The sequence below is a fragment of the Streptomyces sp. NPDC045695 genome (assembly GCF_056432025.1).
On the sequence record NZ_JBWKJU010000034.1, the window covers coordinates 34,543 to 46,304 of the forward strand.

At 69.5% G+C, this 11,762-nt stretch carries 16 protein-coding genes; 9 read left to right on the forward strand and 7 right to left on the reverse strand.

Translation table 11 applies throughout. The features are described from left to right. Positions 1 to 56: 56 nt before the first annotated feature. Positions 57 to 644 (forward strand): hypothetical protein, encoded by a 588-nt coding sequence (locus tag AC07DU_RS32815; protein WP_479115494.1) that lies wholly within the window; start codon positions 57 to 59, stop codon positions 642 to 644. Positions 645 to 1,117: 473 nt separating this feature from the next. Here AC07DU_RS32815 and AC07DU_RS32820 read toward each other — a convergent pair whose 3' ends face one another. After that, complete coding sequence (locus tag AC07DU_RS32820) at positions 1,118 to 2,191, reverse strand: serine hydrolase domain-containing protein (protein WP_479115496.1); 1,074 nt, start codon at positions 2,189 to 2,191, stop codon at positions 1,118 to 1,120. A gap of 322 nt (positions 2,192 to 2,513) precedes the next feature. Between AC07DU_RS32820 and AC07DU_RS32825 the strand changes: the two genes are divergently transcribed. The 3 genes from AC07DU_RS32825 to AC07DU_RS32835 all read left to right on the forward strand — a co-directional run bounded on the left by AC07DU_RS32825 (position 2,514) and on the right by AC07DU_RS32835 (position 4,834). Continuing rightward, the gene (locus AC07DU_RS32825; RefSeq protein WP_479115498.1) at positions 2,514 to 2,942 is read left to right on the forward strand and encodes an Rrf2 family transcriptional regulator; all 429 of its coding nucleotides are present in this window, start codon (positions 2,514 to 2,516) and stop codon (positions 2,940 to 2,942) included. Between the two features lie 119 nt (positions 2,943 to 3,061). Next, positions 3,062 to 4,258 carry an MFS transporter gene (locus tag AC07DU_RS32830; protein ID WP_479115500.1) on the forward strand — a complete coding sequence of 399 codons (1,197 nt, stop codon included), beginning with the start codon at positions 3,062 to 3,064 and terminating at the stop codon, positions 4,256 to 4,258. A gap of 72 nt (positions 4,259 to 4,330) precedes the next feature. After that, positions 4,331 to 4,834 carry a GNAT family N-acetyltransferase gene (locus tag AC07DU_RS32835; protein WP_479115502.1) on the forward strand — a complete coding sequence of 168 codons (504 nt, stop codon included), beginning with the start codon at positions 4,331 to 4,333 and terminating at the stop codon, positions 4,832 to 4,834. Positions 4,835 to 5,329: 495 nt separating this feature from the next. Here AC07DU_RS32835 and AC07DU_RS32840 read toward each other — a convergent pair whose 3' ends face one another. Next, complete coding sequence (locus tag AC07DU_RS32840) at positions 5,330 to 5,671, reverse strand: hypothetical protein (RefSeq protein WP_479115504.1); 342 nt, start codon at positions 5,669 to 5,671, stop codon at positions 5,330 to 5,332. A gap of 345 nt (positions 5,672 to 6,016) precedes the next feature. Between AC07DU_RS32840 and AC07DU_RS32845 the strand changes: the two genes are divergently transcribed. Next, the gene (locus AC07DU_RS32845) at positions 6,017 to 6,520 is read left to right on the forward strand and encodes an N-acetyltransferase (RefSeq protein WP_479038529.1); all 504 of its coding nucleotides are present in this window, start codon (positions 6,017 to 6,019) and stop codon (positions 6,518 to 6,520) included. A gap of 346 nt (positions 6,521 to 6,866) precedes the next feature. On the opposite strand, the gene AC07DU_RS32850 is transcribed toward AC07DU_RS32845, so the two are convergent. Beyond that, positions 6,867 to 7,172 carry a hypothetical protein gene (locus AC07DU_RS32850; protein WP_479115506.1) on the reverse strand — a complete coding sequence of 102 codons (306 nt, stop codon included), beginning with the start codon at positions 7,170 to 7,172 and terminating at the stop codon, positions 6,867 to 6,869. Positions 7,173 to 7,711: 539 nt separating this feature from the next. Here AC07DU_RS32850 and AC07DU_RS32855 point away from each other — a divergent pair. Then, a complete protein-coding gene (locus tag AC07DU_RS32855; RefSeq protein ID WP_360903789.1) occupies positions 7,712 to 8,158 on the forward strand; it encodes a hypothetical protein in 447 nt (148 codons plus the stop codon). 110 nt (positions 8,159 to 8,268) lie between these two features. Here AC07DU_RS32855 and AC07DU_RS32860 read toward each other — a convergent pair whose 3' ends face one another. Then, on the reverse strand, positions 8,269 to 8,475 hold the full coding sequence (locus tag AC07DU_RS32860) for a TetR family transcriptional regulator C-terminal domain-containing protein (protein WP_479115521.1): 207 nt from the start codon (positions 8,473 to 8,475) through the stop codon (positions 8,269 to 8,271). Positions 8,476 to 9,196: 721 nt separating this feature from the next. After that, positions 9,197 to 9,433: a hypothetical protein gene (locus AC07DU_RS32865; RefSeq protein ID WP_479038538.1), complete on the reverse strand. Its 237-nt coding sequence runs from the start codon at positions 9,431 to 9,433 to the stop codon at positions 9,197 to 9,199. A 10-nt stretch (positions 9,434 to 9,443) separates the two neighbouring features. Between AC07DU_RS32865 and AC07DU_RS32870 the strand changes: the two genes are divergently transcribed. Genes AC07DU_RS32870 through AC07DU_RS32880 form a run of 3 tightly spaced genes read left to right on the forward strand, consistent with a single transcriptional unit; the run spans position 9,444 to position 10,329 of the window. Continuing rightward, positions 9,444 to 9,719 (forward strand): hypothetical protein, encoded by a 276-nt coding sequence (locus AC07DU_RS32870; RefSeq protein ID WP_479115509.1) that lies wholly within the window; start codon positions 9,444 to 9,446, stop codon positions 9,717 to 9,719. After that, positions 9,716 to 9,934: a hypothetical protein gene (locus AC07DU_RS32875; RefSeq protein ID WP_479115511.1), complete on the forward strand. Its 219-nt coding sequence runs from the start codon at positions 9,716 to 9,718 to the stop codon at positions 9,932 to 9,934. Before AC07DU_RS32870 ends, AC07DU_RS32875 begins: the two co-directional genes overlap by 4 nt. Before the next feature lie 20 nt (positions 9,935 to 9,954). Beyond that, positions 9,955 to 10,329: a hypothetical protein gene (locus tag AC07DU_RS32880; protein WP_479115513.1), complete on the forward strand. Its 375-nt coding sequence runs from the start codon at positions 9,955 to 9,957 to the stop codon at positions 10,327 to 10,329. A 493-nt stretch (positions 10,330 to 10,822) separates the two neighbouring features. Here AC07DU_RS32880 and AC07DU_RS32885 read toward each other — a convergent pair whose 3' ends face one another. Continuing rightward, a complete protein-coding gene (locus tag AC07DU_RS32885) occupies positions 10,823 to 11,239 on the reverse strand; it encodes a transposase (protein WP_479115515.1) in 417 nt (138 codons plus the stop codon). 352 nt (positions 11,240 to 11,591) lie between these two features. Next, positions 11,592 to 11,762: transposase (locus AC07DU_RS32890; protein WP_479115523.1), on the reverse strand; the 171-nt coding region annotated here is incomplete at its 5' end.

The window sequence follows — 11,762 nt, forward strand, 5'->3', positions numbered from 1 at the left end:
CTGACCACGGCACCGGACCGACCACGGGATCTCTCTGGTGCCGGTCCGCATGCCTCGTGCGCGACACCGCCGTTCTGCCGGCCGGCTGTTCTGACGTTGCCGGACGAGTCGCGCAGTACAACACCCGGGCGCACGGGCCTGCGGCACCCGATCGTGCCGGAGGTGAGCAAGTAGCGGCGGCGAAGTGCACCAGCCGGGTGCCGGCGCAGCTGAACCTGCCCGGGGTGCCGTCCGAGACGGGAAGCACAATTGTGGCCATGTGGAGGAGAAAGAAGCAGGACAAGCCCGATCGCACCCCGGCCGATCGGTTCACCGCGCCGCTGGTGAAGAACATGTCAGAGGCCGGAGACTTCAGCCATGAGGCCATCCAGAAGCTGGGTAACCCCGTGCCGATGCTCGTGACGAATGACGGGGACGAGTTGCTGGAGCTGTGGCTGGAGCCGTTCGGGCAGGACTACTGGCTGCGGCCCGGCGAGGCATTCATGGTCACGTCGTACGGGCACTGGGACGACCACCCCTTCGAGACGGCCCATGAGCCGAACCGGATCACCGTCTGGGCCACCTCGTGGTTCGCTACGGTCTCCGACGCCGATGGCAACGAGGTCCCAGGCGGGCAGGAGCGGCTGGAAGGCCTGCACGAGTAGGCCGGGCAGCGGACGGGAAGGCGGAGAAGGCGGGGTCTTGCGGCCGCTCCCGACAGCGCTGCCGCCCCAGCCTGCCTCGCTCGTACCGAGCGAGGCCGCCACCGCCTGACCTCGGACGTGTCGGCCGGTCCGCACCGTCGGCGGCCGGGGGGTGCCTCGGCGGAGCCCCGCGCGGACCATGCCGTAGATGACCGGGGCATGCTCGGCAAGCAGCGCAGGCGTGCAGTTGCTGCGCGGGCATCGGCGCTCTGGCAGGATCGCAATCTCCTCCACGTCGCGGCGGTAGGACGGCAGTACGGTGCGCAGCCACCGCTGCACCGACCAGAACCGGGCGGCTTTCTGGAGGGTTTTTTCTGGCCGCCTCCGCACTCGTTCTGCCACCCGCACAGGGGGACGGCTTTGCTCCGCCCGGCACAGCACCGGGACGGCGCGTCACATCACACCAGTACAAACGGTGCCGGCTACGACTGCAGTTAGTCGGTGAGGGCCGCCTTGACCACTGCCTCGACACGGGTGCGCTGCTGTTGGGGAGTGGCCAGGGGGTGGGGCCGCAGGGTGTAGACCGTCCGGCGGTGGTCATCGGTGCTCGCGAAGACGCCGCTCGTCCAGCCGCCGCTGGAGCCGGTCTTGCCCCAGATCTTCCTTCCGTTCAGCTCGATTCCCATCAGCCCGCCGGCACTGAAGCAGGCCGTGCCGGTGGGGCAGCTGGTGTTCTCCGGGGCGCCGGGGACCGCGGGAACCTCGAAGAGATGCCGCTGCTGGACCGGAGGGAGGAGCCGCCCGCCCAACAGGGCCTTCAGGAACGCGTCGAGGTCGCCAGGGGTGGACGTCAGCCCGCCCTCCGACCAGGCCCAGGCGATGGCCGGGTCCTCGGAGAGCAAGGTGCTGCGCAGGGCCAGCGGGCGCAGGATCCGCCGGTCGAGCTCATGGATGTAGGAGCGGCCGGTGACCTCCTCGACGAGCAGCCCGGCGACGAAGCTGTTCAGCCCGTTGTACTGCTGGACGGTTCCCGGGGTCGGGATGCGGCCGGGGCGGCCCGCCGCGTCCGCCGCGAAGGAGGCGGCCACCACTCCACGGGGGTCGAGCGGCACCCGGGCCGGACGGGGCAGGTCGCTGGTGTGGTCCAGGAGCTGGCGTACCGTCACGCTGGCGTAGTTCACGGGGAGCAGCTCGGGTAGGTGGCGGCGGACGGGCTCGTCGATGCCGATCCGGTGCTCGGCGACCAGCTGAAGCACCACTGCGTCGGTGAACACCTTCGTTACGCTGCCCACCGGGAAGCGGCCGTCCGCCTCCACCTCTCCGGCCGTCCCGGTGTACAGGCCGCGCATGCCCCCGCCGGCCACCCGCACCACGGCCGCGTCCGTCACCCCGTCCGGCAGGGTGGCCAGCAACGCCCGGACCGTGGTCGCGTCGCGGGTGTCATGGTGGGAGGCGAGCACGCTGGGGGCGGCCGTGGCCGTGGGAGCGGCAGCCAGACCTGTGGCGACTGCGGCCAGCGCCATGCAGGTGACCGTGAGACGGTGGGCGGCGCGGGGACGAGTGGTCATCGGTGGCTCCTGAGTACGGGGCGGGCGCTCGGATCAGCGCGGTACCCGCGCTAGACCAACCTTCGCCTCCGCACCGCCTGCCGATCATGGGTGATCACCCTGAACCACCCCTGAACTCAGCCCGACCCCCTTCGGGGTGCCGGGGCGGCGGGTCAAGAATCTGGCCGACCACCGATGACTACGACGCCACCATCCGGACGCTGCCGCGCCGCCGGGATGGAGTCGACGCCCGTGTGAACAGGACTGGACGCGCACAGCTCTGTCGTAACAGAATGAGTTGCGACGCGGTCGGCATCGGCCGCTTCAGGTAACGGGAGGTTCCATGAGCGCGAGTAGTCGCATGACCGTGGCCACGCACGCGCTGACCTGGATGGCGCTGGTCTGCCCCAAGCGGTCCGACGGCATTGTGACGTCCGATCAGATCGCCGTCAGTGTCAATACCAACCCCGTCGTCATCCGCCGCATCCTCGGCAGCCTGCGCGACGCCGACCTGGTCGTCTCGCAGCGCGGCCAGGGTGCGGGCTGGAGGCTGGCTCGCGCCCCGGAGTCGATCACACTGAGGGACGTCTACCTGGCCGTTGAGCCCGATCCGCTCATCGCATTGCACGCCGCAACTCCCAACCAGGAGTGCCCCGTCGGCCGGGGCCTCCCACCCGTGCTGCGGGAGGCGTACAGCCGGGCGGAGGAGTCGATGAAGGCTGAGTTGGCTGCGGTCACCGTCGCCGACGTACTGAGGGAGACGGTTGCCTGAGCCTGGGGATCATCCTCTGAACTCCAGTCCCACCCGGCTGGTCCGCAGGGACCGGCCTTTCTTCGGACCATTGTCGTAACCATTTCTGTTACACCTAACATCCTGGAGGTTCCTCCGTCGTGTACCGATCACTTGTCGTCTTAGCCGCCGGAATGTTCGCCGTAGGCACCGACAGCTTCGTCATCGCCGGCATCCTGCCGGACGCAGCGGACTCCCTCGGTGTCCCCGTCGGCACCGCCGGCTGGCTGCTCACCGCCTACGCCTTGACCTACGCCGTGCTCGGTCCGGTCATGGCCGCGCTCACCGCGCGCTGGCCGCGCCGCACGCTGTTTCTCGCCGGTTTTGCGATCTTCACCGTGGGCAACCTCCTGACGGCCTTCGTCCCCGTCTTCGGCGTGGCCCTGGCCTCGCGGGCGCTCGCCGGGCTCGGTGGCGCCATGGTCACCCCCGCCGCCGTCGCCGCAGCTGCCGCCCTCGCGCCACCAGAGCGTCGCGGCCGCGCCATCGCCACCGTCATGACGGGCCTCAGCGCCGCGACCGCACTCGGTGCGCCCATCGGCACGGCGATCGGCAGCCTCACATGCAACTGGCGCGCCACCATGGTGTTCGTCTCCGCGCTCGGAATGCTGGCCGCCGCGGGTATCGCCCTGCTCCTGCCCGCGATCCCCACACCCCCGACGATCCCGCTGCGCACGCGCATCACCCCGCTGGCCGACCGTCGCATCGGCCTGACCCTGCTGACCACCCTCCTCGTCTACACCGGCCTGTACACCGTCTACTCCTTCATCGGCGAAAGCCTCGACCGCGCCACCGGCGGCAGCGGCACCACCCTTGCCGCCCTGCTGTTCGTGTGGGGCCTGGCCGCCACCGTCGGAACACTCGTCTCGGGCGGTCTGATCGACCGCTTCGGCGGTCGCCGCATCATCAACACCTCCATCACTGTGGCGGCGATCGACTTCGTCCTGTTGCCATGGACGAGCGAACACCTGCTCTCCACCGTCGCAGCACTCCTCGTATGGGGCGTCTGCGGATGGGGACTCCTGGCACCTCAGACCCATCGCCTGATCACCGCTATGCCGACGGGGGCGCCACTGCTCACCGGCCTCGCCTCGGCCGTGGTCTACATCGGTGTCTCGGCTGCGCCCCTGGTCGGGCAGGCCGGAATGGCATGGTTCGGCGCACACTGGCTCGGCGCCGTCGGCGCGGTGTTCATCGCACTCGGCCTCGTAGCGGCGGAGGCAGCGCACGCCGTCATCCGCCGACGCGGGCCGGACCAGGTGCCCGCGGCACAGGCGCAACTGTTGCCGACCAAGTAGCGCAGCACCGCACCTCATGACACCGACACCTCATGACACCGACACCCCACGTACAGCGAGGACTGAACGACAGTGATCACCACGAAACGCCTCCGACTGCGCCCGCTCACCCTCGCCGACACCGACTGGTGGGTGCGCCTCCACGCCGACAACGACGTCAACCAGTTCGTCGGCAGCTACACTCACCGGCAAGCCGCCGCGCGCCTGCGCGACGTCCACCAGCAGTGGGCCCAGCGCGGCCACGGACTGTGCGCCGTCGAACTGAGAAGCACCGGCGAGGCGATCGGACGCTGCGGCCTGAACTGGTGGGAGCAGTTCGGCGAGACCGAGATCGGCTGGACCTTCGCCCGCACGCATTGGGGCCGGGGCTACGCCACGGAAGCAGCCGAAGCCGTTCTTGCGTGGGGCTTCGGTCCGCTGGGGCTCAAACAGGTCACCGCCATGATCCACCACGGCAACACTGCCTCTGCTGCCGTCGCCCAGCGTCTCGGATTCACGCCCCTACGCGAGGACACAGTCCTCGGCCGCCCCTGCACCGTCTATGCCCTGAACCGAGACGACTTCCCCTCCTCCTGAACGCGACCGCCGCCGACTGCGTCAGTCTCGAAGAGTGCGACAGCACTGAGGACCGACAGAGGTGGGACGTCCGGCCGTTCTGGATATGACCCGGGTGCAGCAACGGGTGCGGTCCGGGCCGGCGTGTGTGGGTGAGACCCGGTCCCGGTTTTCCCTGGCGGTACCGCCAGGCCGCGCCCCTGTTTCAGACAGCGGGCTCCGGCCGGTGACGGTTGGTCAGTTCGTGACCGTGTCGGTGCTCGTGCCGAGGTGACGCCGGCCGGGGGAGCGGGGCGCTGACGCGGCACCTCGGGGACCGTGCAGGCTGGCCCGGCAGCCCCGTCGGCGAGTCGGGCCCCGGTGAGGGGCGTCGTGTGGCTGCGCCTGAACGTTCCTGTCGCCGTCCTGCCGGGGTCCGACGCGAGGGTGCCGCCTCCAGCGGCCGACCTGCCACCGCCTCACGACTACCCGGGCCCGGGCCGAACACCAGCTTTACCGGAGACGGGCCAGCACTCACTAAGCACCGCCGCACATCCCGAAGACACGAGCGACCCACTGATTCATACGGGCTTCGAAGTCCGTTGGCGAGGTGATGTCCGAGGCCGGGAGGGACCCTGCGTCGTCGAGGCTGGCGATGAAGTCCACGTCGGCCCAGCCGCCCCGGAACAGCACAACCGACAGCTCGGCCTCGCCCGGCCCAGAGATGACCACGCCCACCGAGTCGGGGTCATGCACCCGGGCCCTGCCGGTCTGCAGAAGCTGTGGCCACGAGGCCTCGGCATCCCTCCAGGTCACCTGGCCCACTTCGAGGCCAGCCGACCTCCAGCCCACCGTCTGGGCAGCCAGAACTGCAGCCACCCCACCAAGATCAACGACCCTCTCCATGAGGTGATGATCCCTCATGGACGAGCCCCGGCGGTCCGGGAATCGGGCACCGAGACCACGGGACAAGATCGTCAGCCTGTACCTCTTCTCACCGAGCCGCGACTGGGACCACCCGGCAGGTCCCTCACCCAGGCCCCGTGAGCAGCAGGAATGGTTCCGGTGTGAGAAGCCGTTGCCATAGCGATCATGGAGTCTGTCGATCGGACGGGAGTCTCGATCGGGTGATCGCGGGGCTTGCCCGGCATGAGAGCGGAGCGTAGCGGTATGCGGGGAAAATCCAGGGGAGCCGACCGCCGCGCGCTGCTACGGTCGGGCATCATGAGCTGGCTTCCCGATGACTTCGTCCACCCCGTCCGGGTACCGCTGCCGGGCGGTGGTCATCACCTGCGGCCGATCCGGGAGGTGGACACCCCGCTCGACTATCCGGCTGTGATGGGTTCGCGCGAGCGGCTGTGGACCATCTTCGGCCCGGCCTGGGGCTGGCCCGCGGCCACCATGACCTACGAGGCCGACCAGGCCGACCTTTTGCGGCACGAGAAGGAGATCGCCGCGCACCAGTCCTTCAACTACGCGCTCTTCGACGCGGCGGAGACAGCGCTGCTCGGCTGTGTCTACATCGACCCGCCGGAGAGGGCCGGCGCGGACGGCGAGATCTGCTGGTGGGTGGTGGACGAGCTGGTGGGCAGCAAGGTCGAGCAGGCCCTCGACGCGCTGGTGCCGCAGTGGATCGCCGCCGACTGGCCGTTCGAGCAGCCGCGCTTCCTCGGCCGTGACATCTCCTGGTCGGACTGGCTCGCCCTGCCGCAGCATCCCGACACGTAAGTGGTTGTCACCCGTACCGATCTCGAAGGCTGTCGGTCGAACGGAAGTCTCGATCGGGTGACTGCGGCGGCTTCCGCGCGTGAAAGCAGGGCCTCCAGATAGCTCGGGGGTGCGATCCCATTCCGAGTGGTTCCCGGAGGCCCTGTTGTCTTAGTTGTCGGTCCCGAGCATGTTGACTTCAACTCGCCCGCCGTGTCGTGCGATTGCCTCGCGCACCTGTACGGCAATGCGGCCGACCGAAGCTGCGGTGCCCGAAGAGTCACAGCCCCACTGCCGGTCCCGCCATGATGTCCCCTGAACCACGGCGGACCAGCCGAGCACGCTTGTGGGCCAACACCGATGTGACTCAGCCCCTCCGGTCCTTGACCGTCCAGCCGTCGCCCAACTCGCGGCGCAGCGCTTCCAGCGCTGCGTCGGCCTCACGCCGGAACAATTCGTGCTGCTCACGGGACCAGGGTGAGGGACCCGCCGGGTGGTCCCAGTCGAGTGAGGACTGGTACAGGTCGGCCAGTCGCATCAGCTCCTTGCTGGTTTCCCGGGTGATAGGGAGCTTCTGCGGGTCGCACGGGTATTCGTAGGGGCTGTCGAGGCCAGATGGCCACAGCGGGGTGTCGACGCCGTATTCGAAGAAGAACCGCAGGTGATGGGACATGCCGCAGCCTTTCACAGAACTGGCGGCCAGCTGAAACGCTCAGGGGTCGACCGGATTGCTCAGTCACATCGACAGCAGAGCTGAAATATCAAGTTCAGCTTGTCGTTCAACTGGCGGTCTCGAACGGCGGATCGTACTTGGTCGCGCACCTCGGGATTCAGCGGACGTGAGGGCGTCCCGTGCATCCGACCCAGGCCCGGCGTGGGCCTTGCCGGAGCGCGGCGTCCGCAGCGTTCGGGAACGTGGGTGCAGAGGACGTGGCTGCGGTGCGGGTCAGGTTCCGGCGGGGGCCACATCGGATGCCGCCCGTGCCAGGTATGCGTCGATCGCCTGTTGCACGGGTGGGGCCGGCTACTCGCGGCGCGCGAGCTCCTCTGGAGTGGGCACGTACGGGCTGCCGCCGAAGTCGACGGTGACCGTGTGCCGCAGGACATCGTCGCTGGGCAGCAGGAGCGCTTGCGGTAGGCAGTTCGCGCATTGGCCCTGCCCGGCACGGTGGTTCCTGGCAACATCAATGGGAATCGAACATAGGGGGGTTTATGCGTTTCGGCGTCCGCTTACTCGCCACCGCCACCGCCACCGTCGCCACCGGAGTGCTGCTCGTCGGCTGCTCCTCGACCCCGGCTGAGGAGTTGAAGGACTGGTGGTCCTCGGGGGGCGACGACAGGGTCAAGGCGCTGTCCGACAGCTCGAGCCACGTCAACACGGCGAGCATGCAAGTGATGGACGACAAGCGCACCGCCTGTCAGGAGCTGCTGGCAGCGGTGGGCAAGGCGAAGAAGTTCGGCACTCCTCCGAGCAAGAAGGCCAAGGGTTTCTGGGAGGAAGCCCTGACCGACTTCGAGCACGGAAGCAACGCGTGTGTCGCCGGGGTCGACCAGAAGGACGAGCCCCAGACCAACGAGGGCATCCGCGAGGTGCAGAGGGCCATCGGCATCCTGGCTTCCGCGATGTCCATGATCAGGAGCGACATGGAGGCCAAGTGATCCGGTGATCCGCCAGGATCACCGGAACCCGGGATCGCCCGAACCCCGGATCGTCACAACCCCGGGGGCGTCCGGCCGGGCGCCCCGGGCGGCGGCCTACGTGCGCGGGATCAGTAGGGCCGCCGCCGCGCGGGCACGCTCCCGGGACGTCGTCCGGGCGGCGTCGCGCTGCCCAGCACCACCCGTGTGCTCAGCCCGTCGAGCAGGGCGAGCAGCTCCGAGGCGCGGGCGTGGATGTCCAGGCCGGCGTCCAAGCGCTCTTGGTCCACGCCCTTGGCGAGCAGCGCCTCCAGGTCGTCCCGCCAGCCGTCGTCGATCTCCTGCTGCGCGGCCGAGCCAGGCGGCGGCCTGCTCGCAGCCGATCAGGCCGACAGCGCCCTCAGCGCCCACGAACGGGAGCATGTGGAGCCCTGGAAGACGCGGACCTGCCTGACCACGGTCGAGGACCGGCCCGCCCATTGGGGCGCACCGGCCTCTGCCCCTACCGGACCCCTCCCCAGCGGGCATCGGCAGTGCTGGCGAACGTCCGGGCCCTGGGCATACGTGTCCTGAGCGACCTGCCCGCGGCTGTCCTACGGGACCAGATCCCGGCTGGTATCGCAGAAGCGCACCTCAGCACCGATCCGGTCTCCCCGCACACCGGACAGGCAGCGGAACGTCCGGGACTCATGGCCCCGCCCCGAGCCGCGGACACAGCAGTAGCGGTCACCGTGGCCCTGGGCATCCTGGAGCAACCAGGAACTCACGGTCGGCTGCCGGAGGGGGCGTTCGGGCCGGAGCGGCCGTGTCCGTGGTGGCAGGTGAGCCGAGGAAATGACACGGGCTTTGAACATTCTGCGGCGCCATCGCGTGAGACGCCTGAGGAAACACCCAGGTCAGAGGCCCGGCAGATGGGTGGCGTGGAGCCCGAACCCGCCGGGAGCGGGCCACCAGCTGCCAGAGGCTCCACCGCTGGCGGTGTACCGGGTGCAGCGCCGCCTGCGGCACGAGGCGGCAAGGGTCATCGGGCATCCGAGACCGCGATCGACCCGACGACTCCTATCCGGCCGGCTGCAGTGCCCAGTAGTGCGGTTCGATGGGGGCCTGCCTCACCACGATCCGGCCGGTCACGCCGGGGCCGTCCACGATCTTTCCGTACGAGGGGGAGAAGTCGCCGGGTGTGTGCACGATGTCGGCCCACACCACGCTGCCGGGCCCGTCGGAGCCGTAGGCGACGGTCCACTCGGCGTACCTGTCACCGCAGCTGGTGACCGAGACGCTGTGCTGCGGCGTCACCCTCACGCAGGTGCGCGGGTTCGAGCCCGACGGGGAGACTTCCATCATTCCGTCGGGACGGCGCAGCACCTGCCAGTTCGCCGAGGTGGACGGGGTGTCCGTGCACGGCGCCCCCCGCGAGCTCGAGCAGTTGGTCCTGGAGCTCCTCGACAAGAACCCCGACCGCCGGCCGCCGCGGCCGACACCCGCACCCGACTCACCCGGCTGCACACCGCGCTGGCCGCCCGCGCTGACGCGCCCACCGCGACAGCGCACCAGCCCCCGCACACCCTGGTCGCCACCATGACCGCCACCTGCGCCGCCGGCCACCGCCGCGAGACGGGTGCCCGCCGCACGACCGTGTCAGCGGCCGGCCTGACTGCGGCCGCCATCACTGGCATCCTCTCGTTGATCACCACCCTGCCAGCGGCCGGGACGACAGCACTCGGCACTCTCGCCGGCCTGCTGCTCGCCGCCTCTACCTTCTTGACCCGCCCCAGCCATCGCACGCTGGACAGCTGAAGATCACCACGGCCGCGCTGATGACCCTGCTGCTCCTGACCGGCGGCGCAGCGCTCACCATCCTCGTCACCGACGTCTCCCGGTGGGCGGCTGCCCTGGCCATCAGCATCCTCGGTGGCCCCGCCCTGGTCGCTTGCGCCAGCGCCCTGCGCCACTTGGTGGAGCACACGCTCCACCGCACGGCCTGGCACGGCGACCTCGCGACGACCGCCGGCGCCCTGCAGACCACCACCGCGCTGTCCGCCGCCCACCACGCTGGCTTTCCGCCCCTGACCCTCATCGCCGCCGGCATCGTGCTGTGGCCGGCCACGGTGCTCCTCACCGCGGTCCTCACACCGCGCCGAAACCGCCAGGAGCCTCTCGCGCCGACCCGGTCCGCCGTTACCCCCACATGAACCACGTAAAGCCGCCCGCGCCGGCTGGATCGCGACTCCGCGCAATGTCGGCCTGCGCAGCTTCGGTCGCCTCGGCGCGGTCAGCCGTGGCCTTCGCACTGCACCACCTCGGTGTCTTTCAACCCGTCCTGACGGTTGAACAGCGCGGTCGTCCCAGCGGCAAGGCGACGCCCCGGGGCGATGTCGGTGGCTGCCTCTATGCTGCGCCGCGCAGCGAGGCATGACGCCGCGCACCCTGGCCAACCGACGAAATTCGTTGACCAGCCGGTACGTGGCTTCCGTCGCGCTGGGTTCCCGTGCAAAGGCGCCCACGTTCCCGCCCCTGAGCGTCGGCGCCGACGTGAACGCACTCAGCACCGATGGGTCCGCCGAACCGGCTCGCGTTTCGTCACCTGGGGCGGCCCATTTCGTCGGCAGCCACCCTTCGAGCGGGGAGTTGGACCCATGGCGCGCACCGGCAGACCGCGGAAGGACACTCGCGAGCCTGAAGAGATCATGCGGCCCGGGCTCTTCTTGCCCGGATCCAGACGGTCGTTTCCTTCGGCGCGTTCACCGAAGCCCGTACCGTCTGCCAGTCGAGTATCACGGCGGTGGGGCCCTCGTGCCGCCTGCTGCTTTCCCGGCCCTGCCAGCGCAGCAGGTCGTGGACGGTCTCGGCGGTGCCGTCGTCACGCCACTTGCCGAAGTAGTAGTACACCGCGCTCTTCGGCGGCAGATCGTGGGGCAGGTAGCGCCACTGGCAGCCGGTGCGGGCCTGGTAGAGGATCGCGTTCACGATCTCCCGCATGTCATAGGCGCCCCCGTGGCCGCTGACCGAGGGATGCCGTGCCTTCCACGCGGTGATCACCGGCCGGATCAGCTCCCACGCTTCATCCGGCAGGTCACTCGGGTACGGAGGACGTTGGCCCATGCCCACCAGCACACCGCGCGCCGACCGGACCGTGAAGCCGAGAACCGGACAACCCGCCTTCAACCGCTACGAGAGCCACCGAACTCTCGCGGAACCCCCTCTCAGAGAGCACTTGTGAGCCGCTGGCGCCGCCTGGCGGAGCGTGAGGCCTCGTCGGACCGGCGCTGAGCAGGGTTTCAGCAGATGCGCTGGAGCATCGCTTCCGGGAGGACAACGGCAGGTCATGACCGTGTACCCAGCCCATGTCCTAGTGGACGGGGCCGGGCAGGGTCCCAGCAGCGGCACCGGCCCGGGCGTTCACCGTACGGGCGGCCCGGTCCCGCGACGGCGCCGAGCGATCTAAGACGCCGTTTCATTTGGCGAGTCGGCGATGGCAGATGAGGGCTGCGGCTATGCTGACGAAGGCGAGGAAGTGTTCAGCCTTGCGTTCGTAGCGGCGGTGGAGCCGACGGCAGCCTGCCAGCCAGGACACGGTCCTCTCGACAACCCATCGGTGGCGTCCGAGCCGTTGTGATGACTCGAT

Coding starts and splice junctions, on each gene's coding strand:
- AC07DU_RS32820 (WP_479115496.1), bottom strand. CDS start 2,191: ATGACCACTCGTCCCCGCGCCGCCCACCGTCTCACGGTCACCTGCATG.
- AC07DU_RS32825 (WP_479115498.1), top strand. CDS start 2,514: ATGAGCGCGAGTAGTCGCATGACCGTGGCCACGCACGCGCTGACCTGG.
- AC07DU_RS32845 (WP_479038529.1), top strand. CDS start 6,017: ATGAGCTGGCTTCCCGATGACTTCGTCCACCCCGTCCGGGTACCGCTG.
- AC07DU_RS32850 (WP_479115506.1), bottom strand. CDS start 7,172: ATGTCCCATCACCTGCGGTTCTTCTTCGAATACGGCGTCGACACCCCG.
- AC07DU_RS32855 (WP_360903789.1), top strand. CDS start 7,712: ATGCGTTTCGGCGTCCGCTTACTCGCCACCGCCACCGCCACCGTCGCC.
- AC07DU_RS32875 (WP_479115511.1), top strand. CDS start 9,716: ATGACCGCCACCTGCGCCGCCGGCCACCGCCGCGAGACGGGTGCCCGC.
- AC07DU_RS32880 (WP_479115513.1), top strand. CDS start 9,955: ATGACCCTGCTGCTCCTGACCGGCGGCGCAGCGCTCACCATCCTCGTC.
- AC07DU_RS32885 (WP_479115515.1), bottom strand. CDS start 11,239: ATGGGCCAACGTCCTCCGTACCCGAGTGACCTGCCGGATGAAGCGTGG.